The organism is Burkholderia sp. BCC1644, from assembly GCF_902833225.1.
In the GTDB taxonomy this organism is placed as follows: Bacteria; Pseudomonadota; Gammaproteobacteria; order Burkholderiales; family Burkholderiaceae; genus Burkholderia.
The window spans coordinates 15799-37262 of sequence record NZ_CADFEI010000003.1 but is presented as its reverse complement, the minus strand read 5'-3'; the positions used below and the strand labels follow the sequence as shown (position 1 = coordinate 37262).

The following is a 21464-nucleotide window of genomic DNA, read 5'->3' as shown; positions in this document are numbered from 1 at the left end:
TATTTGATTTTCCGGTAATCGGCGGAATGCCGGTGTCGGCCGTGCAGCGGCACGCGGCACGCGGCATGCGCTGCGCGGTGAACGTGAAACGGGGGGAGGCGGGTTGCCGCGCGCGACGTCAACGAGCGACGCGGGCATGCGGATGCACAAGGGCCGCTTGGCGTGCGGCGCAGGTAAAGGAGGGCGCGCGCACCGGCCGTCGTTGCGACGGCGGTGCGCGCGACGAAGCGACCGGTTCCGTCAGACGATCTTGCGCGACCGCAGATCGGCCACCGCACGCGCATCGAGCCCGATGCCGGCGAGGATTTCATCCGTGTGCTCGCCGGTCAGCGGCGGTCTCGTGTGGATTTCCGGCGGCGTGCGCGACAGCGAAACCGGCGTCGCGAAGATCGGCACCGGCTTCGGCGCGCCGGGATAATCCATCCAGCGGATCACGTCGGCGGCCTTGATGGTTTCGTCCTCCAGCGCCTGGCGCGGCGAGTTGACGGGGCTGGCCGGGATGCGCGCCTGTTCCAGTTCGCCGAGCGCCTCGGCCAGCGTCTTGTCCGCGCACCATGCGCTCATCAGTTCGCTCAGCAACGCACCGTTCTCCCCGCGCAACGTATCGTCGGCGAAGCGCGGATCGTCGAGCAGTTCCGGCCGGCCTACGAGCTGCGTCCAGCGCTTGAACATCGGCCGGCCGATGACCTGCGTGATGAACCAGCCGTCCGTCGCCTTGAAGATGTCGGACGGCGCGTAGCCGGACGCACGGTTCAGCGTGGCCTGACGATCCAGCCCGAGCAGCGCTTCCTCGATCAACGCGCCGCTGGCCATGTTCAGGCCCGTGCACAGCAGCGACGCGCTGACTTCCTGGCCCATGCCGCTGCGCTGGCGTTCGTAGAGCGCCAGCATCACGCCGAGCGCGCACGAAAACGCGGTGGCGAAGTCCACCACCGGCACCATCGCCTTTTGCGGCCGGTCGGGCGTGCCGGCCATGTACACCGCGCCGCTCAGCGCCTGGCCGACGCCGTCGAAGCCCACGCGGTCGCGCACGGCCTCGCTGTTGCCGAACGCGTTGGACGCGACGAGGATCACGTCGGGCTTGATCGCGCGCAGGCTGTCGTAGTCGAGCCCGAGGCTCTTGAGCGTGCGGGGCGGCATGTTGGCGATCACCACGTCGGCGTCGGCGACCAGCTTGCGCACGATCTCGCGCCCCTCGGGGCTGTCGAGATCGAGCGTCATCGAACGCTTGTTGCGGTTGACCTGCAGGAACAGCGCGCCTTCGCCGTGTTCGGTCACGGGCACGATGAAGCGGTCCTCGCCGCCGCCGACGCGATCGATGCGGATGACGTCCGCGCCATAGTCGGCGAGCAGCGCCGAGCAGAACGGCCCGGCGATGAAGCGGCCGAAATCGAGGACCTTGATGCCTTCGAGTACTTTCATGTTGCGTTCACGGTTGGGTCAGGCGGAGGTCGCGGCCGCGCGCACTTCGTCGAGCGCGCCGGGATTGTCGAGCGACGACAGGTCACCCGGCGGCTGCCCGCAATACACGCTGCGGATCACGCGCCGCATGATCTTGGAGCTGCGTGTTTTCGGCAGCTGCGCGACCACGTGCACGCGGCCGGGCCGGAACGGGCGACCCAGGCGCTTGTCGACGTGGCCCGACACGACGGCTTCCAGATCGGCGGCCGCGACGCCGGCGCCGGGCTTCGGCACGATGAACACGACCAGCTTCTGCCCCTTGTCCGCATCGGCCACACCGATCGCGGCCGCCTCGGCCACGTCGGGCAGCTCCAGCACGACTTCCTCGACCTCGGCCGGCCCCAGGCGTTTGCCGGCGACCTTCAGCGTGTCGTCGGAGCGGCCCATCATGAAGTAGTTGCCGTCGGGCGTGCGCAGCGCGAGGTCGCCGTGCACCCAGATGCCCGGGAGGGTCTGCCAGTAGGTTTCCAGGTAGCGTTCGTCGTCGCGCCAGAACGATTGCGTCATGCCGACGAACGGCGCGCGGATCGCCAGCTCGCCGACTTCGCCGGTCACGCTCCGGCCGTCGGCGTTCACCACGTCAACGGCCACGCCGGGCGAGACCGTGTTGAAACCGCTCGGCGGAATCGGCCTGATCGGGACGCTCGCGAGCAGCGCGCCCGACGCTTCGGTGCCGCCCGTGTAGTTGATGACGGGCGCCGTGCCGTCGCCGAAGCGCTGCAGGAACCAGCTGAAATGCTCGGGCGCGATGCCTTCGCCCGCCGTGATCAGCAAGCGCACGGTGGAGCGGTCGCCCGCGAGCGCGAGCGCTTCGTGGCTGGCCATCCCGCGGATCAGCGTGGGCGCCGAGCCGAAGTGCGTGACGCCGTGGCGTTCCACCACGCGCGACATGCGCGACCAGTCGGGGTAGTCGGGCGCGCCGTCGTAGCACACCAGCGTCGCGCCGCGCAGCAGCGCGCAGCCGAGCACCAGCGTGCCGGCGATCCAGCCCATGTCGGCGGGCCAGCAATACACGTCGCCCGGATGCACGTCGAAGTGGATCAGCGAATCGTGCGCGATCTTGATCGGGAAGCTGCCGTGCGTGTGCACGACGCCCTTCGGCTTGCCCGTGGTGCCCGACGTATAGATCACCATGAACGGCGTATCGGGCGTGACGGATACCGGCGCGCTGCCCTGGCCGCGTGCGATGCTCGCCGTTTCCTGCCAGTCGAGATCGCGCGCGTCCTGCGCGGTGTCGCCTTCGCCGCGCTTCCAGATCACGTGTTCGAGCAGCGGCAACTGGCGCCATGCGTCGCGCAGCGCGCCCTGGACGTCCACGCGCTTGGTGCGGCGCGAGAAGCCGGTGGACGCGATCACGATGCGCGCGTCGGCCGCCGACAGGCGCGCCACGATCGCGTCGACGCCGAAGCCGCTGAACAACGGCACGACCAGCGCGCCCAGATGCACGATGGCCAGCAGCGAGACGGTCGCCTCGATACCGTTTTCCATCAACAGGCCGACGCGATCGCCTTGCTCGACACCGCGCAGCGCGAGGCCCGCCGCGAAGTCGCGCACGCGCTGCTCCAGCGCCGCGTAGGTCAGCTCGCTGACGCTGCCGTCCTCGCGTTCGGCGACGACGGCCTTCTGCTGCGCGGTGGCCGGATTGCGCGCCCAGCCGTAAATCGTATTGACCCAGTTGAGCCGGCCGCCGGGGAACCAGCTTGGAAACTGCGGGCCGCGCGACAGGTCGACATGACCGGTGGGTGGCGCGTCCCACGCGATCGCGCATTCGCGCATCACGGTGTTCCAGTAGCGCTCGGGTTCGGCAATCGACACGCGCATCAGTTCGTCATACGACGGCACGTCCAGCGCGCGCATCAGCTTCACGATGCCGGCGTTCTGCAGTTCGCGCTCGCCGGGTTGCCAGGTCTGGCCGGATTCAGGATGGCTCATGGTCGGTCTCCAGCCTTATGCGCGTTCGACGATCATCGCGATGCCCTGGCCGCCGCCGATGCACATCGTTTCCAGCCCGTAGCGGGCTTGCCGGCGCTGCATTTCGTGCAGCAGCGTGGTCATGATGCGCCCGCCCGTCGCGCCCACCGGGTGGCCCAGCGAGATGCCGGAGCCGTTCACGTTGAGCTTGTCTTCGAGCGCGTCCATCGAGCTGCCCCAGCCCTTCACGCAGGCCAGCGCCTGGCACGCGAACGCTTCGTTGAGCTCGATCAGGTCCATCTGGCCGAAGGTCAGGCCCGTGCGCGCCAGCACTTTCTGCACGGCCGGCACGGGGCCGATGCCCATGCGGGCCGGGTCGCAACCGGCGGCGGCCCAGCCGACCAGCCAGCCGATCGGCGTGAGGCCGAGCTCGTCGAGCTTGTCCTCGGCGACGATCAGGCAAGCGGCGGCCGCGTCGTTCTGCTGGCATGCATTGCCGGCCGTGACGACACCGTCCTTCATGATGGTGCGCAGTTTCGCGAGGCTGTCGGGCGTCGTTTCGCCGCGCACGCCTTCGTCCTGCGCGACGATCAGCGCATCGCCCTTGCGCTGCGGCACGGCGACCGGAACGATCTCCGCATCGAAATACCCGTTCCGCTGCGCGGCGGCGGCGCGCTGGTGGCTGCGCGCGGCGAAGCGGTCCGACGCTTCGCGCGTGATGTCGTATTCGCGTGCCAGCGTCTCGGCGGTTTCGATCATGCCGCTGATGCGGCCGAAACGGCTTTCCGGCTGCGAACGCTCGCGGCCGCGGTCGAGCCGGTCGTGCATCGTGACCGAGCCCGCGCGCTTGCCCCAGCGCATGTCGGTCGTATAGAACTCGACGTTGCTCATGCTTTCGACGCCGCCGGCCATCACCACGTCGGCCGCGCCGGTCTGCACCATCATCGCCGCCGTGGCCAGCGCCTGCACGCCGCCGCCGCAGCGCCGGTCCAGCTGCATGCCCGCGACCTCGATCGGGAAGCCCGCCTGCAGCGCCACCCAGCGCCCGGTGCACGGCGTCTCGCCGCTCGCATAACTTTGCGCGAACACGACGTCGTCGATGCGCGCGGGATCGAGCCCGGTACGTTCGACGACGGCGCGCGCGACGGTCGCGCCGAGTTCCTCGACGGGAACGCCCTTCAGCGTTCCGCCGAATGCGCCCACCGGCGTGCGCAGCGGGGCGACGATGGCTGCTCGTTTCATTTCGAATGCCTCTTCAATGTCATCAATATTCAGCCACCCGTGCTCGCGTGTCACGCGCCGGCAGCTATCGTGGTTGCGGTGCGGGCAACGGATCAGCCGTAGCGGCCGCCCGTGACGTGCAGCACTTCGCCGCTGATGAAGCCGGCGCGCTCGCTCGCCAGGAAGGCCACCGCGTCGGCGATGTCGTCCGGACGCCCGACGCGCTTGATCGGCTGCGCGGCCACCGCGCGTTCCTTGATCGTTTCGTAGGTCGGCAGCGCCTGCACCATTTCCGTTTCCATGAAACCCGGCGCCACGCAGTTCGCGGTGATCCCGTAGCGGCCTTCCTCCATCGACAGCGCACGGGCCATGCCGATCAGGCCGGCCTTCGCGGCCGAGTAGTTGGCCTGCGTCGGATTGCCCAGGTGTGCGCGCGAGCTGATGTTGATCAGCCGGCCCCAGCCCTGCTCGATGAAGTGCGGCATCACCGCGCGGGCGGCGAGGAACGCTCCCTTGAGCATCACCGTCATCACGAAATCCCAGTCGTCCTCGCTCATCTTCACGAGGTACTTGTCGCGCGGCGCGCCGGCGTTGTTCACGAGAATGTGCACGCCGCCGAAATGCGCGACCGTTTCGTCGACGAGACGCTGCACATCAGCCGCCTGCGTGATGTCGCCCACGACGCAGTGCGCGGCCAGCCCTTCGTCACGCAGTGCTTGTGCCGTGGCCTGCGCCAGTTCGGCGTTGATGTCGGTGACGACGACGCTTGCACCTTCCTCCGCGAGCCGGCGCGCGGTGGCGGCGCCGAGGCCGCGTGCCGAGCCGGTGACGATGGCAACCTTGCCGGTCAAACCCAGATCCATGTGTGTCTCCTGAAGAATTGCGATTCAGCGCAGGTCGACCCGCGCGTTGGTCAAAACCACCACGTTGCGCTCCACGGCCGTGACGCGCAGTGAAACCGTGTCGCCGCGCACCCACATCTCGGTACGCAGCGTGTCGCCGGGCCAGGCCGGCGCGGTGAAGCGCACGCGCATGCCCGCGAAGCGTGTGTCGTCGTAGGCCAGCACCGTGCGCAGCACCGCGTGCGCGGCCACCCCCATCAGCGCCATGCCGTGCAGGATGGGGCGCGCAAAACCGGCCGCGGAGGCGACCGACGGATCGGCATGCAACGGATTCAGGTCGCCGCTCAGGCGGTAGATCAGCGCCAGTTGCGCGGGCGTGGTCAGCTCGCAGACGTGATCGGGCTCGCCGTCGGGCATTGCATGCGGCACCGGCAGCGGCTCGGTGCTGCCGCCTTCGCCGAAGCCGCCGTCGCCGCGCAACAGGCTCAGCTGCACGACGGTCGCGAGCAGGCGGCCGGTGTCGGCATCGGCGATCTCGCGCGTCTGCTGCAGGAACGCGCCCTTGTTTACGCCCTTGTCCCACAGCCCGGTGACGCGCGTCGTGCCCGTGACGCGGCCGCTGGCCGGCAACGGTGCGTGAATCCGGATTTCCTGCTCCGCGTGCAGGATCTTTTGCCAGGTGATGCCGATATCCGGTTCGCGCGCCCAGAAGCCCGGATACGCGAGCACGTTCGCCATCGTCGGCAGCGCGCGCAGCGCCGTGCCGTCCCGGCCTTCGTAGACGTAACGCAATTGCCCGGCATCGAGCGGATCGGCGCCGACGCCGAGGCCGAGCGCGTACAACTGGGTATCGCGCAGCGAGTACGCATGCTCGATGGGCGGGAACGGGCGGGACAGCAGGTGATCGGGCTGGAGCGGCATGGCGAACGTGACGGCAGTGGATTCAGGTTCCCACGATGGAACCGCCCGCTGTGCCGGTCAACGGATCGGCGGACTTTGTTCCGTACCTTGGCAGACGCCCGGGGCGCCACGCTCGCCGGGCCAATACCGGCCTCGCCGGTGCGATTTCATTCTCCGGAACGTTTTCGGCCGGGCGATTGTTTCGCGCCGGCCGCCGGCGCAGCATCGGGTCGTTTTCCCCCTCTTTTTCAGGCGTACCGACATGATTCGCGATCAAGAAACGCTCAACGGCCTGCTCGACTCCATCGCGCGGTTCGTGCGCGAGCGACTCGTGCCCAACGAGGAGCACGTGGCCGACACCGACGAGATTCCCGACGACATCGTCGCCGACATGAAGGCGATGGGCCTGTTCGGTCTCACCATTCCGGAGCGCTTCGGCGGCCTCGAGCTGACGATGGAGGAGGAGGTGCTGGCGGTGTTCGAGCTGTGCCAGGCGTCGCCGGTGTTCCGCTCGCTGCTGGGCACCACCGTGGGCATCGGCTCGCAGGGCATCTTGTTCGACGGCACGCCCGAGCAGCAGGAGAAGTACCTGCCGCGCCTCGCGACCGGCGAGCTGATCGCGTCCTTCGCGCTGACCGAACCGGAAGCCGGCTCCGACGCGGCGTCGCTGCGTACCACCGCGATCCGCGACGGCGACGACTACGTGGTGAACGGCACCAAGCGCTTCATCACGAACGCGCCGCATGCGGGCATCTTCACGCTGATGGCGCGGACCAACCCGGACGACAAGGGCTCTGGCGGCATCTCGGCGTTCATCGTCGACGCGAAGACGCCCGGCATCAGCTTCGGCAAGCGCGACAAGAAAATGGGGCAGAAGGGTGCCCATACGTGCGACGTGATCTTCGACAACGTGCGCGTGCCTGCCGCGAACCTGATCGGCGGGAAGGAAGGGCAGGGTTTCAAGACGGCGATGAAGGTGCTCGACAAGGGCCGCATCCATATCGCCGCGGTGTGCGTGGCCGTGGCCGAGCGGATGCTGTCGATGGCGCTGTCGTATGCGATGGAGCGCAAGCAGTTCGGCAAGCCGATCGCCGATTTCCAGCTCGTGCAGGCGATGCTCGCCGACAGCAAGGCCGAGATCTACGCAGCCCGCTGCATGGTGGTCGATGCCGCACGCCGGCGCGACGACAAGCTGCCGGTCAGCACCGAGGCGTCGTGCGCGAAGCTGTTCGCGTCCGAGATGTGCGGCCGGGTGGCCGATCGCGCGGTGCAGATTTTCGGCGGCGCCGGCTACATGTCCGAATACGCGATCGAACGCTTCTACCGCGATGTGCGCCTGTTCCGCATCTACGAAGGCACGACCCAGATCCAGCAGATCGTGATCGCCCGCAACATGGTGCGCGACGCGCAATAAGGCGCGACGCGCCGCCGCGCAATTTCAAAACCAGAACCTCAATTTCAGAATTGAACGAATTTTGAAACCGCGTTTGAACGATTTCCCCGCGGAGCGGGGCCGTTCGTTCGAGATCCGATGTGGCCTGCTTTTTGCGTGACCGAACCTCGACGTATTCGGCGCTCACCGGTCACGCAGGAATTGCCCTGACCCGGACGGGCCTGGCCGAAGAGCGAAAAGCTTCCATAAACGTAAGGTGATGCAATGACTGGCTACCAAAAGCGAAATGGCGTACCGCAGGACGACGCGCACGGGCTCGCGCTCGAACGAGGGCGCGCGCGCGTTCGAGCGACGACGCAGCCCGGCGACCGGCCCCGCGATGCGAACTGGGCGTGGGCGAAATCCGGGGCGGGTTACGACTGGATGGATCACGCGCCGCTGTTCGAGCACCGCGACTGACGTCGTGGCGGGCCGCGTCGTGGCGCGGGCCCGCCGTGTCCCGATCGACGACCGGCCGGCCGGTCTCCTGTTCGTCTGCCCGGTTGGTCGGCTGGATGCTGTTCGTCGTCGCGATGTCGATAGCGGCTATCGGGCGATATGACGAAGATGTTGACTGGCGAAAGCCGGGACGATGCAACAGTGCATGACCGACGCGACGATCCGTCCGCCGCCCCGTGAATCGGGCAGGCGAAGATGGCACGTCGGCGAACCTCATTCAACCATTCACACTCCATGGCTGCCGTGACGCCTACCCCCATCCAGTCCATCCTGATCGCGAACCGCTCGGAAATCTCGATTCGCGTGATGCGCGCCGCCGCCGAGCTGAACATGCGCACGGTGGCCGTGTATTCGAAGGAAGACCGCCTCGCGCTGCATCGTTTCAAGGCGGACGAAAGCTACCTGATCGGCGAAGGCAAGAAGCCGCTCGCCGCGTATCTCGACATCGACGACATCCTGCGTGTCGCGCGGCAGGCCAAGGTCGACGCGATCCACCCCGGCTACGGCTTCCTGTCGGAGAACCCCGATTTCGCGCAGGCCGTGATCGACGCCGGCATTCGCTGGATCGGCCCGTCGCCGGAAGTGATGCGCACGCTCGGCAACAAGGTGGCCGCGCGCAACGCGGCGATCGCGGCCGGCGTGCCCGTGATGCCGGCGACCTCGCCGCTGCCGGACGACCTCGATGCCTGCAAGGCGCTGGCCGCGGAAGTCGGTTACCCGCTGATGCTGAAGGCGAGCTGGGGCGGCGGCGGGCGCGGGATGCGCGTACTGGAAAACGCCCAGGATCTCGAGACGCTGCTGCCGGTTGCGCGCCGCGAAGCGCTGGCCGCGTTCGGCAACGACGAGGTGTATGTCGAGAAGCTCGTGCGCAACGCGCGGCACGTCGAGGTGCAGGTGCTCGGCGATCTGCACGGCACGGTCGTGCACCTGTACGAGCGCGACTGCACGGTGCAGCGGCGCAACCAGAAGGTGGTCGAGCGAGCGCCGGCGCCGTATCTCGACGACGCGGGCCGGCACGCGCTGTGCGAATCGGCGCTGCGCCTGATGCGCGCGGTCGGTTATACGCACGCGGGCACCGTCGAATTCCTGATGGACGCCGACACCGGCCGGTTCTACTTCATCGAGGTGAACCCGCGCATCCAGGTCGAACACACGGTGACTGAAATGATCACCGGGATCGACATCGTGAAGGCGCAGATCCGCATCACCGAAGGCGGCCGGATCGGTCTCGCCGACGATGCGACGGATGGCGACGGCACACTCGTCGCGCGCGCGGCCGGCGTGCCGGAACAGCACGCGATTCCGCTGAACGGCAACGCGCTGCAATGCCGGATCACGACCGAGGACCCGGAGAACGACTTCCTCCCCGACTACGGACGGCTCACCGCGTACCGCAGCGCGGCGGGCTTCGGCGTGCGGCTCGACGCGGGCACCGCGTATGGCGGCGCGGTGATCACGCCATATTACGACTCGCTGCTCGTCAAGGTGACGACCTGGGCGCCGACGGCCGCCGAATCGATTCACCGGATGGATCGCGCGCTGCGCGAGTTCCGGATTCGCGGCGTCACGTCGAACCTGCAGTTCCTCGAAAACGTGATCAACCACCCGGCGTTCATCACCGGCGACGTGACGACGCGCTTCATCGACAAGACACCGGAGCTGCTCGAATTCGCGAAGCGCGGCGATCGCGCGACGAAGCTGCTGCGCTACCTCGGCGAGCTGAACGTGAACGGCAACGCCGAGATGAACGGCCGCACGCTGCCGGCGCTGCCGCTGTCGAAGCCGGTGCTGCCGAAGATCGATACGACCGCGGCGATTCCGGCCGGCACGCGCGATCGGCTGCGTGAACTCGGGCCGGAGAAGTTCGCGCGCTGGATGCTCGACCAGAAGCAGGTGCTGCTGACCGACACGACGATGCGCGACGCGCACCAGTCGCTGTTCGCGACGCGCATGCGTACCGCCGACATGCTGCCGATCGCGCCGTTCTACGCGCGAGAGCTGTCGCAGTTGTTCTCGCTCGAATGCTGGGGCGGCGCGACCTTCGACGTCGCGCTGCGCTTCCTGAAGGAAGACCCGTGGGAACGCCTTGCGCTGCTGCGCGAGCGTGTGCCGAACATCCTGTTCCAGATGCTGCTGCGCGGCTCGAACGCGGTCGGCTATACGAACTACGCGGACAACGTCGTGCGCTTCTTCGTGCAGCAGGCCGCGAGCGCGGGCGTCGACGTGTTCCGCGTATTCGATTCGCTGAACTGGGTGCGCAACATGCGCGTGGCGATCGACGCGGTGGGCGAGAGCGGGATGCTGTGCGAAGGCGCGATCTGCTATACCGGCGACCTGTTCGACTCGTCGCGTTCGAAATACGACCTCAAGTACTACGTCGGCATCGCGCGCGAACTGCAGCAGGCCGGCGTGCACGTGCTGGGCATCAAGGACATGGCCGGCATCTGCCGCCCGCAGGCGGTCGCCACGCTCGTGAAGGCGCTCAAGGAAGAAACCGGGCTGCCCGTGCATTTCCATACGCACGACACGAGCGGCATCGCCGCCGCGTCGGTGCTCGCGGCGGTCGAAGCCGGCTGCGACGCGGTGGACGGCGCGCTCGATGCGATGAGCGGGCTCACGTCGCAGCCGAACCTGTCGAGCATCGCGGCGGCATTGGCCGGTGGCGAACGCGATCCGGGTCTGGATCAGAACCGCCTGCACGAAGCGTCGATGTACTGGGAAGGCGTGCGCCGTTATTACGCGCCGTTCGAATCGGAGATTCGCGCGGGCACGGCCGACGTCTACCGTCACGAGATGCCCGGCGGCCAGTACACGAACCTGCGCGAGCAGGCGCGCTCGCTCGGCATCGATCATCGCTGGACCGAGGTGTCGCGCGCGTATGCGGACGTGAACCGCCTGTTCGGCGACATCGTCAAGGTCACGCCGACGTCGAAGGTGGTCGGCGACATGGCGCTGATGATGGTCGCGAACGATCTCGGCGTGGACGATGTGCGCAACCCGGACAAGGACATCGCATTCCCCGAATCGGTCGTGTCGCTGTTCAAGGGCGAGCTGGGTTTCCCGCCCGACGGCTTCCCGGCGGACCTGTCGCGCAAGGTGCTGAAGAGCGAACCGCCGGCGCCGTATCGCCCCGGCGACCAGATTCCGCCGGTCGATCTCGACGCGGTGCGCATGCAGGCCGAGGCCGCCTGCGAGCAGCCTCTCGACGACCGGCAACTCGCGTCCTACCTGATGTACCCGAAGCAGACGGTCGACTACTACGCACACGTTCGCGCGTACAGCGACACGTCGGTCGTGCCAACGCCGGCGTTCCTGTACGGGCTGCAGCCGCAGGAGGAAGCGGCGATCGACATCGAGCCGGGCAAGACGCTGCTCGTGTCGCTGCAGGGGCAGCACGCCGACGCGCAGGACGGCATCGTGAAGGTGCTGTTCGAGCTGAACGGCCAGTCGCGCTCCGCGCTGGTCGAGCAGAAGAGCGTCGTGCAGGCGGGCAAGGAGCGTCATGGCCTGCAGCGTGCCGATCCGGCGAATCCGCTGCACATCGCAGCTCCGATGCCGGGCTCGGTGGTGACGGTCGCCGTCCAGCCGGGGCAGCGTGTGACGGCCGGCACGACGCTGCTCGCGCTCGAGGCGATGAAGATGGAAACCCACATCGCGGCGGAGCGTGACTGCGAGATCGCAGCCGTGCACGTGAAGCCGGGCGACCGGGTCGCGGCGAAGGATCTGTTGATCGAGCTGAAGGGCGCGGCGTAACGCGCGCCGCGCCGGTCGCGCGATCGGGCAGGCCGTCTCGACACGACGGCCTGCCGCGCGGCACGGCTCGAATCGACCGGGTTCGGGAGGGCCGGCCGTGCGCCGGCCGCGGCGCCGCGATGCGCTTCGGGACTCGATTCCGTGTTCCGTACTTTGATGGACGCTCGCACGCGTGTTCCGTCTCCACATTGTCGAAAAAGCCCCGTTTCAGAGCGCGGGCGTTCGATCGCCGCCCTGGTTCATGTTTCAAAGTACGGAACATATCGGCGCTACAATTGACTCGCTTCCCGGTTGGCTCGTGTAATGAAGCCATCGGACGGTCGCCTGGGCGAGCGCCGCCACCGCGTGTGGCGTCCCGCCCCGACCGATCGGACAAGCCGTTCATGGCCGCTTCCAGAGCCGGATCGAGACACATGGAGCAATCGATGTCGCCGCACGCAAACCGGGCAGCGCTGCCCCTGCCAGGACAGGAAGACGCGAGTTGGCACGACGCGCCGCTCGGAGACAGCGAGCGCGCGGACGGCGGGCAGGCGTCCGGCGCGATGGTCGTGCCGCTGGCGAGGAGCCTCGCGATCCTGGCCGCGTTCTCGCCGCACGAGCCGTGGCTCGGCAATCAGGAGCTCGTGATCGAAACGGGCATCCCCGCGCCGACGGTGTCGCGGATGGTGCGCTCGCTCGTCGCGCTCGGCTATCTTCACTACTCGCCGCAGCGCCGCAAGTATCGGCTGGCGGCCCCCGTGCTGTCGCTCGGCTACGCGGCGATCGCGCATTCCAACGTTCAACTGCTCGCGCGCCTCGAAATGCAGGCGTTCGCGAACATGAACGACACCTACGTGATGCTCGGCACGCGCGACCGTCTCGACGTGATCGTGCTGGAAACGTGCGCGGGCAAGCCGGCGTCGGTCGACCTGAAGCTGTACGCGGGCACGCGCCTGCGCATCGCGTCGTCGCCGATGGGCTGGGCGTTGCTGGCCGCATTGCCGGAACTCGAACGCTTCTACCTGCTCGGCAACATCGAACGCAAGACGGGCCGCGACTGGCCCAACCTGCGCCGCCGCATCAGCGAGGGCATCTCGCAGGTGCACAACGTCGGTTATTGCATGTCGCTCGGCGAGTGGGAGCCGGACCTGACGATCCTCGCGGTGCCGCTGGTGGTCCAGGACCACACGCCGCTCGTGCTCGCCTGTATCGGGCGCAGCGCGCGACTCGGGCGCGCGCGGGTCGAACGCGAACTCGGGCCGCGGCTGGTGGCGGCGGCCCAGCATCTGCAGGAGCAGGCGGTCGTCATCGACTGACACGAACATGAACCGGACCGACAAGCAACAGGGCGTCACGCTGACCGTCGAACGCGGGCTCGAGGTGCTCCACGCGTTCCGCGCGGCACGCGCGCCACTGTCCAACGCGGAACTGGTGCGGCGCACCGGCCTGCCGAAAGCCACGGTGTCGCGCCTGACCACCACGCTGATCTCGATCGGCTACCTGCGCAGGGTGGGCGGCGGGCGCCAGTTCGAACTCAGTGCCGGCGCATTGAGCATCGGCCATGCGTACCTGGAAGCGAATCCCGTCACGCGCCTCGTCACGCCGGTGATGCAGAAGCTGGCCGACAAGCTGAACCTGTCCGTCGCGCTCGCCGTTCCGCACCGGCTCGACATGGTGTATATCGCCTGGCGCGCGAGCGCCCGGATCGCGACGCTGCGCCTCGGCGTCGGTTCGCTGCTGCCGATGGCGACGACCTCGGTCGGGCGCGCGTATCTGTACGGGCTGCCCGACGCGCTGCGCGCGCCGTTGATTGCCGAGCTGCTCGATGCGGCGGGGGACGATGCGGACACCGTCCGTGAGAACCTCGATGCGGCGTTCGAGGATCTGAAGCAGTCGGGCGTGTGCATGTCGGTCGGCGAGTATCAGCGCAATGCGTATGGCGTCGCACTGCCGATCGTGGTCGGCCGGAACCGCACGCTGATGGCGCTGAATTGCGGGGCCGTGGAACTGGAGCCGGACATGACGGCGATCCGCCAGCGCGTGACGCCGGAATTGAAGGCGGCGGCCGAGACGCTGTCCTTCATCCTGAGCGATGTCGACTGCGAGCCCTGACGATCACGCATGAACGCGGGCGCAGGCCGGCCTTGATGGCTAACTAATGGTAGTTATATCTGTTGCACGCGGCGCCTTCATGTGCCGCTAACCGGAGACGTTCCATGCAAGCGCAAACCGAGTACGAGGAATCGGGCGTCCGCCCGATCGCCGACGCGGAAGCGATCGAGCGCCTTGCGTCCGGGCGTTTCACCTGCCGCGCGTACCTGCCGGACGCCGTGCCGATCGACGTGATCGAGCGCATCGTCGACGTCGCGAAACGCGCGGCGTCGTGGTGCAACGTGCAACCGTGGCACGCGACCGTGACGTCCCGCGACACGACCGAACGCTTCCGCGAGGCGCTCGTCGCGCATGCCGCGCAGCATCCCGGGATCGATTCCGACATTCCGTTCCCGGACGAATACCGCGGCGTGTACGGCGAGCGGCGCAGGGAAGTCGGTTATGCGCTCTATGCGGCGCTCGGCATCGCGCGCAACGACCGGCCGGCGCGCGAGCGGCAGGTCGCCGAGAATTTCCGGCTGTTCGGCGCGCCGCATGTCGCGTTGCTGACGATACCGGCCGAGCTGGGGCCGTATGCGGCGCTCGACTGCGGCGCGTTCGTCGCGTCGTTCATGCTGGCGGCGCGCGCGCACGGCATCGCGACGACGGCACAGGCGGCGCTCGCACATCACGCCCGGTTCATCCGCCGCTACTTCGGGATCGGCGATGAGCGGAAATTCGTTTGCGGCATCGGGTTCGGTTATGCCGACATGACCCATCCGGCAAACGCGTTCCGCTCGTCGCGCGTGGCCACGGCGGACGTGATGCAGATGGTCTGAACGGTGTCACTCCGGTCGGCATCCGTCGTGCGCCTGCGTGACGGCAACGGCAGGGCGGATCGGCGAGCGCACACGCTCGGCAATGGCGCCGGCAGGCGTCCCAGGAAAGGAGAGGAGTCGATGGTTGGAACGAACGACACGCCCGGCCCCGCGCTGGCAATCGTGCAGGCGGCGTGGAACGCGGCCGCGCGCGACTGGAATCCCGACGCGCTGACCAGCATCTACACGGCCGATGCGCTGTTCTTCGGCGGCCGGCCCGGCCATTCGGCCGGGCGTGATGCAATTCGCGCGTACTTCGCGTCGTACGACGGCGTGATCCGGTCGGCCACGCTGGCGCTGGTGGAGCAGCACTTCATCCGCCTGGGTGACGACTGCTTTCTCGCGCAAGGCTACGGCGAGTTCGCGTTCGTCCTCGGCGACGGCAACACGTCGCGCTCGCGTTTGCGCACGACACTCGTGATCGCGTTGCAGCAGGGCGAATGGAAAGTCCGCCAGCATCATTTTTCGACGTCGCCGGACACACCGCCGATCTGAATCGGCCCATCTGCACACGCGAACGCCCGCGCGTCCGCGCGCCGCGGTCATGCAGCGGGGGCGTGGCGCGCGAGAAACTGTTCGGCGGCCTGGCCGAACACGTCGTTGCGGTCGCCGGCAACCATGTGTCCCGCCGCGGCGACATTCACGTATTCCGCGTGCGGGCAGAGTTCGAGAAACTCGCGAACTCCGGCTTCGCTGACCACGTCGGAACTGCCGCCGCGCACCAGCAGCGTGGGGAGCGCGAGGTTGCGCGCGCAGGCCGAGAAGCGCGCGTGACGGGCCACGAGGTCGGTCGTTCCCGACAGGAAGCGCGGGTCCCAGTGCCAGCGGTAGCGGCCGTCGTCGCCGAGCCGGACATTCTTCGACAGGCCGGCATGACTGCCCGGACGCGGCGGGCTCGAGCGGTATCGGCCGATCGCGTCGGCGACTTCGTCGAGCGAGCCGAAGCCATCGGGATTCTGCTGCATGAACGTCCTGATGCGCGCGACGCCGGCCGGCTCGGTGTACGGCACGATATCGACCAGGATCAGCGCGCGCGCATCGATCCGGCGTTCTCCGATCGCGACAAGACTGGTGCCGCCGCCCAGCGATGCGCCGATGAGTACCGGACGGCGCCCGCCAAGCGCGCCGACGACGTGCCGCAAATCGTCGACGAACGCGTCCTGGCTGTAGTCGCCCGCGGCGCTCCAGTCCGAGTCGCCATGTCCGCGCGCATCGTACGCGACGGCGAAGTAGCCTGCGCTGCCCAGCAACGCGCCCGTGCCGCCCCATGCGTGACGCGTCTGGCCGCCGCCGTGGAGCAGCACGACGAGCGGCGCGTCGGGATGCCCCCACGTATCGCCCGCGAGCCGCACACCGTCCGCGGTGCGCCACAGGTGCGCGGGATCGGGGGTGCCGGGCAGCCGGTTTCCCGGTTTGGCCGGGGCTCGCAAGATGGATTCGGTTGATGAAGGCATGACGGGACGATGATCGACGGATGGAGAAGGGCGCGCCGCTCGTGCGGGCCGCCGTGCCCTCGAACTTCGCCGGTGGGCGCATGCGTGTCAACGCGAGCGGCCACGGTGTTCCGTACAGTGAGCGCGTGGACGCTGCACGACTCGACGCCATCGTGCGAACGCTGCGCAACGTCGAACCGCCGACGAGAGATTCAGGCAATCGCGCGGCCGGCGAACCCCGCGCGGCGGGCGTGCCGACCGTGTTTTGGTTCACTGGCTCGCGCCCTGAAAATACGCTACCCTCTCAAACATTAGTTTTGTGCCGCCGCGCGGCGGCATGCGAGAGGATCAGGCAGTACCCGGGGAGACGGAGACACGCCGCCGGCCGCCATCGGCGAGCCGGAACGGCAACGGGATGATCATGCGGGCGGCGCCCTCCACGACGCCGCGCGGCCGGGCACTGCGCATGCGGCATCCGGATCTCTTCACTTCATCTTGATAACAGCGGACGGCTGATACACGAACGTGCGAAAGCGAAATGTAAATCCCAGCGCGGATACCCGGGAAACCTTGCTGCGGCTGGCCGCGCGTTCCTTTGCGACGCAGGGCTATGCCGCGACGACGATGCGCGCCATCGCCGACCAGGCCGGCATCGAGGCGGCCAGCATCTACTATCACTTCTCGTCGAAGGAAGAACTGGTCGACGTCGTGATGGAGCACGGTGCGGACAGCATCGTGCAGCACATCAAGGAACACTTCGACGCGCTGCCGCCCGATGCGACGGCCGACGCGCGCTTCAAGGCAGCGCTGGTCGGGCAGATGAGCGCGCTGATCAAGTTCGGCGACTACGCGCTCGCGCATGGCCGGCTGCTGACCCAGCTTCCGGACAAGGTGCGGGAGCGTCAGGTCAAGCGGCGCGAGCGCCACCAGCAGCTGTGGACCGCGGTGTTCGACGACTTGCGCACCGAAGGTTTCCTGCGCGAGGACGTCGACATCGCGCTGTGCCGCGTGTTCGTCCTCGGTTGCATCAACTCCGTCCAGACCTGGTTCGACCCGAAGAAGGGCTCGCTGGACAAGGTCGCCGACCAGCTCGCCACGATGTTCTTCGAAGGCGTGAAGCCCGCGGCAGGCGCGAAGCCCGCGGCGAAAGCCAGGCGCGGCAGCCGCAAGGCCGAACTGGCCGCATCGTCCTGACGCCGCGCGGCTGAGCGGCGGGCGGTGCGCTGCACGGCGCACGCAACCGGCTCACGCGACCGCGCGATCGCGCAGCGCCGGGCCGCGCGGAAGCCGGCGTTCGAGAAAATCGAGCACGGTATGGGCGAACCGGTCGTTGTGTTCCCCCGCGACCGTGTGGCTGGCATCCCGCACGTCCGCATGTTCCGCGTGCGGGCACAGGTCGAGGAACTCGCGCGCTCCCGCCTTGCTGACGATTTCCGACTCCTCCCCGCGCACGAGCAGCGTCGGCAGCTTCAGGCGGCGCGCGCTGGCCGCAAAGCGCGTATGGCGTCGCGCCAGGTCGCGCGGCCACGCGAGAAAGTGTGGATCCCAATGCCAGCGATATTTCCCGTCGTCGTAGCGCAGGCTGCGGGCCAGGCTTTCCTGCGTGAGCGCATGCGCCGGGTGCGCGCGATAGTTGCGGATCGCGTCGGCCGCTTCGTCCGGTGATCCGAACCCGTCCGGCGGCTGCCGCATGAACGACTGCAGGCGCAACACGCCCGCCGGTTCGATGTACGGTGCGATGTTGACGAGCACGAGCGCTTCGGCGTCGAGATACCCTTCGCCGACCGCGAGCAGGCTCGTCCCGCCGCCGAGCCCCGCGCCCACGAGTACCGGCCGCCGGCCTTCGAACATCGCGGCGACACGCTCGAGGTCGCGGATCATCGCCCCCTGGCTGTAGTTGCCGGTCGGCGACCAGTCCGACTCTCCATGGCCGCGCGCATCGAACGCAACGGCATGAAAACCCGCCGCGCCGAGCGCGCGGCCCATGCCGCTCCACGCATGGCGCGTCTGCCCGCTGCCGTGCAGCAGCACGACCGGCGTGCCGTCGGGGTCACCCCACGAGCGGCCCGCGAGCCGGATTCCGTCGGCGCCTTTCCAGGTGTGCGTGGTGCCGGCCGGGCCGACCGCACGTGTTCCCGTCGTCATCGCATGGTTCATGATCCGATTGCATTCGCGTTGCGCAGCCCGGGCCGGAGCGCCCGCCATGGGTGATCCTCGTCCGGCCGGTTTCCGGCGCTGCATTGCCGAAATGTCATGCATGCCGAACGGAATTCGGCACGCCCCTGCATACGTTCGCGGCAGTTGGCAATCGAGTCAATCGAGTCGGCCGGAATGTTCCGTACTCCGGCCGAATGGGGCAAGGCACATCGCATCGTGCCCCATGGGGCACCGCTAGAACCGCTTGTTGATCCCGATGATCGCGCCGATCGTCGTGCCGGGCGCGCCGTACAGCGCGTTGTCGATCGACAGGCCGAATTTTTGCCGGCCGTGATTGTTCACCGCGCCGACCTCCGCATACAGCGAGGTTGCCTTCGACAGGAAGTAGCGCGTCGTCAGCGCACCGAGCAACGTGTGATTGTTCGCATCCTGCGGATCGCGGATGTACCACACGCCCGAGTTGATATCGAGCTGCGGCAGCGGATAGTAATCGAAGCCGAGATTCCAGACGTTGTTGGTGCCGCCGTTAGTCACCCCGCCGGCGACCGTCGTCGGCAGCTTGTAGCTCGTGAACGAACCCTTCACCGCGAACGTGCCGAAGTGGTAGCTGAGCCCGAGCATTCGGCCCAGGAACGGCTGCTGGAAGATCGTCAGCCCCGCGGCATTCCTGGCCGAACTCGAGTCGTACATCGCGGCGTTCACGACCAGCCCGTGAAACTCGTAGCGGGCGCTGACCGAATACTGCTGCGCCGCGCGGTAGTCGCCCGGTATGCCGCCGAATGCATACATCGCGCTGGCGGAAAACCCGGCGAACTTCGGGCTCGTATAGGTGATCGCATTCGGATTGAAACTGCCGACGAACGTATTGGCGCCGTAGACGGAAAACGCAGTGCCGAACTGGCCGGCGTTGCGCGGGTCGGCCTCGTAGATCGCCAGCACGAACGGCGAATACTGCACGCCGGCCTTCAGTTGACCGAAGTTGCCGTCGACGGCCAGCCAGGCCTGACGGCCGAAGAAATTGCCGTTGCTGTTGTCGAAGCCGCCGTTGACGACGCTCACGCCGCTTTCCAGCCTGAAGGTCGCCTTCAGTCCGCCACCCAGGTCTTCCTGCCCGAACAGGCCGAAATTGGAGGGTTCCAGCCCGCCGTTGATGAGGCTGACCTGCTTGCCGCCGTTCGTACCGGTCGTCGGGTTGTGCGTCTTGCTGGTGAACAGCAGGCCCGTATCGAGCGTGCCGTACAGCGTGACGCTGCTTTGCGCCCACGAACAAGCGGGCAGGAGAGCGACGCCAAGCGCGAGGATCGTCTTCTTCGTGCCCAACCCTGATGATCGGCTTACATTCATTTCGGTATCCGAATTTAATGAGAAGTGAAGGAGCGGAGTGTGTCGAACTGCCGAGGCTGTGCGGCGGATTCAGGACCGGACGGATGGGCCGGTTCGTTCTCGATGTCCGGGTGCGGACAGTCGTCTTTTGGTACGACGACAATCTAACGTTCGGTAGATTGAGGGGCGTGACATCGAATCTCCATCGGGTATAACCCGAGGCGGATTCGTGCTTTCAGGCAATGATCCGTTGGCTGAATACCGGTGTTCCGTACTTCAACTTGTTCATACGAACTCGGCGCCGTAAAACATGATCCGTTCTACGTAATAACGCGCGCGGAAGCGTTCCCATGCGGGTGTTGGGGGCCGTGTTTACTCGATTCGGAGGCGATGTCGCTGTCGAACGGCGTTTTACCCGACGGAACGAAATTTTTCAGGTTCGCCGTCGCTGCAAGTGCAGCTCGATCCGGAAATCGGCGCGCTCGTCCATGGACGGATCGTTCATCGCGAGCATCGAGGCGCGATCCATACCGTGCGCAGCTTCGTCGAAGGTCGGATGGGCGTGCGGATTCGCGCGGCCGATGCAACGTGTAGTGGGGGAGATGGAGCGGAGAGGGCGTCGTCAGCCGTGATCCGGGCCCGCATGCGGGGGATCAGGCCGGAGGTGCCCGCAGCCCGGTCATTCGCGTCGGGCGATGCAGGCGATACAGGCAATGCGTGCGAACGCCAGCGGCGAAGGCCCGGACGAGCCCTCGCCGCACGCGGCGCACCTGCTTCGCGGCGCGCTTACTTGCCCATCGGCTTCGCGAACATCATGTGCGACATGCCGCCGTCGCATGCGATTGCCTGGGCCGTGATGTAGCCGGCCGCGGGCGACGCAAGATACACGATCAGGTCGGCGACTTCCTCCGGCTGGCCGACCCGGCTCATCGGCAGCATCGCCGCAAGCTGGTCGAGCAGTTCCTGCGGTACCGAGCAGCGCGCCATCGGCGTGTCGATCACGCCCGGCAGCACGACATTCACGCGCACGCCGTAGGATGCCCACTCGTGCGCCATCTGCCGGCTGAGCGTGATGAGCGCCGCCTTGCTCGGGCCATAGGCGCCGCCCTGTGAATAGCCATGCACGCCCGCCAGCGAAGCCGTGTTCACGATCGCCGCATGCGGGCTCTGCTTCAGGTGCGGCAGCGCGCTGCGCGCGAGCATCAGCGCACCGTCCACGTTGACCTGGAAGCCGCTGCGCCATTCGTCGATCGACACGTCCTCGAGCATCCCGGAACGCACCAGCGCGGCCGTGTTGATGACGACGTCGAGCCGGCCGAAGCGCTCGACCGTTCTGGAGATGGCCGTGTCGATGTCCGACTGTTTCGATACATCGAGGCCGAGCGCGAGCGCGTGGCCGTCGCGTCGCGCGATCTCGCCGGCCACGCGTTCGGCGTTATCCGCATTCAGGTCGGCAACGGCGACCGCGCCGCCGTTTGCCGCGAAGGTTTTCGCACTGGCCTCGCCCATGCCGCTGCCGGCGCCGACCACCAGCGCGACCAGCCCCTTGATGCGCGAATGGACCATCCAGTCGTGCGGTGCTGCGTTGTTGAATTCGGTTTTGTTCATCGGTTGCTCCTCCAGA

General features: G+C 67.6%; 17 protein-coding genes. 8 read left to right on the top strand and 9 right to left on the bottom strand.

The features are described from left to right. Window positions 1-240 precede the first annotated feature (240 nt). The 5 genes from HWX87_RS06670 to HWX87_RS06650 all read right to left on the bottom strand — a co-directional run bounded on the left by HWX87_RS06670 (window position 241) and on the right by HWX87_RS06650 (window position 6356). Window positions 241-1422, bottom strand: a complete 1182-nt coding sequence (locus HWX87_RS06670; RefSeq protein ID WP_048027150.1) for a CoA transferase — start codon at window positions 1420-1422, stop codon at window positions 241-243. Between the two features lie 18 nt (window positions 1423-1440). Continuing rightward, window positions 1441-3393, bottom strand: a complete 1953-nt coding sequence (locus HWX87_RS06665) for an AMP-binding protein (RefSeq protein WP_176046391.1) — start codon at window positions 3391-3393, stop codon at window positions 1441-1443. Window positions 3394-3408: 15 nt separating this feature from the next. Beyond that, complete coding sequence (locus tag HWX87_RS06660; RefSeq protein ID WP_176046390.1) at window positions 3409-4614, bottom strand: acetyl-CoA C-acetyltransferase; 1206 nt, start codon at window positions 4612-4614, stop codon at window positions 3409-3411. Between the two features lie 92 nt (window positions 4615-4706). After that, on the bottom strand, window positions 4707-5456 hold the full coding sequence (gene fabG / locus HWX87_RS06655; RefSeq protein WP_176046389.1) for a 3-oxoacyl-ACP reductase FabG: 750 nt from the start codon (window positions 5454-5456) through the stop codon (window positions 4707-4709). Between the two features lie 24 nt (window positions 5457-5480). Then, window positions 5481-6356, bottom strand: coding sequence for a MaoC/PaaZ C-terminal domain-containing protein (locus HWX87_RS06650; protein ID WP_176046388.1), 876 nt, complete (start codon window positions 6354-6356; stop codon window positions 5481-5483). 241 nt (window positions 6357-6597) lie between these two features. Between HWX87_RS06650 and HWX87_RS06645 the strand changes: the two genes are divergently transcribed. The 7 genes from HWX87_RS06645 (at window position 6598) to HWX87_RS06615 (ending at window position 15422) form a co-directional block, all read left to right on the top strand. Next, a complete protein-coding gene (locus HWX87_RS06645) occupies window positions 6598-7749 on the top strand; it encodes an acyl-CoA dehydrogenase family protein (protein ID WP_175691579.1) in 1152 nt (383 codons plus the stop codon). A 243-nt stretch (window positions 7750-7992) separates the two neighbouring features. Continuing rightward, window positions 7993-8187: a hypothetical protein gene (locus HWX87_RS06640; protein WP_176046387.1), complete on the top strand. Its 195-nt coding sequence runs from the start codon at window positions 7993-7995 to the stop codon at window positions 8185-8187. Between the two features lie 273 nt (window positions 8188-8460). After that, complete coding sequence (locus tag HWX87_RS06635) at window positions 8461-11979, top strand: pyruvate carboxylase (RefSeq protein ID WP_176046386.1); 3519 nt, start codon at window positions 8461-8463, stop codon at window positions 11977-11979. A gap of 425 nt (window positions 11980-12404) precedes the next feature. After that, entirely contained in the window at window positions 12405-13274 is an 870-nt protein-coding gene (locus HWX87_RS06630) for a helix-turn-helix domain-containing protein (protein ID WP_176046385.1), read from the top strand. A gap of 7 nt (window positions 13275-13281) precedes the next feature. Next, on the top strand, window positions 13282-14070 hold the full coding sequence (locus tag HWX87_RS06625; protein WP_176046384.1) for an IclR family transcriptional regulator: 789 nt from the start codon (window positions 13282-13284) through the stop codon (window positions 14068-14070). A 104-nt stretch (window positions 14071-14174) separates the two neighbouring features. Next, a complete protein-coding gene (locus HWX87_RS06620) occupies window positions 14175-14888 on the top strand; it encodes a nitroreductase (RefSeq protein WP_176046383.1) in 714 nt (237 codons plus the stop codon). Between the two features lie 120 nt (window positions 14889-15008). Next, the gene (locus HWX87_RS06615; protein ID WP_176046382.1) at window positions 15009-15422 is read left to right on the top strand and encodes an SgcJ/EcaC family oxidoreductase; all 414 of its coding nucleotides are present in this window, start codon (window positions 15009-15011) and stop codon (window positions 15420-15422) included. Window positions 15423-15469: 47 nt separating this feature from the next. Here the strand turns inward: HWX87_RS06615 and HWX87_RS06610 are convergent, their stop codons facing one another. Next, on the bottom strand, window positions 15470-16357 hold the full coding sequence (locus tag HWX87_RS06610) for an alpha/beta fold hydrolase (RefSeq protein ID WP_244137611.1): 888 nt from the start codon (window positions 16355-16357) through the stop codon (window positions 15470-15472). A gap of 573 nt (window positions 16358-16930) precedes the next feature. On the opposite strand from HWX87_RS06610, the gene HWX87_RS06605 reads away from it, so the two are divergent. Further along, window positions 16931-17554 (top strand): TetR/AcrR family transcriptional regulator, encoded by a 624-nt coding sequence (locus tag HWX87_RS06605; protein WP_176046380.1) that lies wholly within the window; start codon window positions 16931-16933, stop codon window positions 17552-17554. Between the two features lie 51 nt (window positions 17555-17605). Here HWX87_RS06605 and HWX87_RS06600 read toward each other — a convergent pair whose 3' ends face one another. The 3 genes from HWX87_RS06600 to HWX87_RS06590 form a co-directional block, all read right to left on the bottom strand. After that, window positions 17606-18505, bottom strand: coding sequence for an alpha/beta hydrolase (locus HWX87_RS06600; RefSeq protein ID WP_244137610.1), 900 nt, complete (start codon window positions 18503-18505; stop codon window positions 17606-17608). 246 nt (window positions 18506-18751) lie between these two features. Then, the gene (locus tag HWX87_RS06595; protein ID WP_176046378.1) at window positions 18752-19861 is read right to left on the bottom strand and encodes a porin; all 1110 of its coding nucleotides are present in this window, start codon (window positions 19859-19861) and stop codon (window positions 18752-18754) included. A 765-nt stretch (window positions 19862-20626) separates the two neighbouring features. Beyond that, a complete protein-coding gene (locus HWX87_RS06590) occupies window positions 20627-21448 on the bottom strand; it encodes an SDR family NAD(P)-dependent oxidoreductase (protein WP_176046377.1) in 822 nt (273 codons plus the stop codon). Window positions 21449-21464 lie beyond the last annotated feature (16 nt).

Bases quoted from the DNA above. Each gene is read 5' to 3' on its own strand.
- HWX87_RS06670 (WP_048027150.1), bottom strand. From the start codon at position 1,422: ATGAAAGTACTCGAAGGCATCAAGGTCCTCGATTTCGGCCGCTTCATC.
- HWX87_RS06665 (WP_176046391.1), bottom strand. From the start codon at position 3,393: ATGAGCCATCCTGAATCCGGCCAGACCTGGCAACCCGGCGAGCGCGAA.
- HWX87_RS06660 (WP_176046390.1), bottom strand. From the start codon at position 4,614: ATGAAACGAGCAGCCATCGTCGCCCCGCTGCGCACGCCGGTGGGCGCA.
- fabG (WP_176046389.1), bottom strand. From the start codon at position 5,456: ATGGATCTGGGTTTGACCGGCAAGGTTGCCATCGTCACCGGCTCGGCA.
- HWX87_RS06650 (WP_176046388.1), bottom strand. From the start codon at position 6,356: ATGCCGCTCCAGCCCGATCACCTGCTGTCCCGCCCGTTCCCGCCCATC.
- HWX87_RS06645 (WP_175691579.1), top strand. From the start codon at position 6,598: ATGATTCGCGATCAAGAAACGCTCAACGGCCTGCTCGACTCCATCGCG.
- HWX87_RS06640 (WP_176046387.1), top strand. From the start codon at position 7,993: ATGACTGGCTACCAAAAGCGAAATGGCGTACCGCAGGACGACGCGCAC.
- HWX87_RS06635 (WP_176046386.1), top strand. From the start codon at position 8,461: ATGGCTGCCGTGACGCCTACCCCCATCCAGTCCATCCTGATCGCGAAC.
- HWX87_RS06630 (WP_176046385.1), top strand. From the start codon at position 12,405: ATGTCGCCGCACGCAAACCGGGCAGCGCTGCCCCTGCCAGGACAGGAA.
- HWX87_RS06625 (WP_176046384.1), top strand. From the start codon at position 13,282: ATGAACCGGACCGACAAGCAACAGGGCGTCACGCTGACCGTCGAACGC.
- HWX87_RS06620 (WP_176046383.1), top strand. From the start codon at position 14,175: ATGCAAGCGCAAACCGAGTACGAGGAATCGGGCGTCCGCCCGATCGCC.
- HWX87_RS06615 (WP_176046382.1), top strand. From the start codon at position 15,009: ATGGTTGGAACGAACGACACGCCCGGCCCCGCGCTGGCAATCGTGCAG.
- HWX87_RS06600 (WP_244137610.1), bottom strand. From the start codon at position 18,505: ATGACGACGGGAACACGTGCGGTCGGCCCGGCCGGCACCACGCACACC.
- HWX87_RS06595 (WP_176046378.1), bottom strand. From the start codon at position 19,861: ATGAATGTAAGCCGATCATCAGGGTTGGGCACGAAGAAGACGATCCTC.
- HWX87_RS06590 (WP_176046377.1), bottom strand. From the start codon at position 21,448: ATGAACAAAACCGAATTCAACAACGCAGCACCGCACGACTGGATGGTC.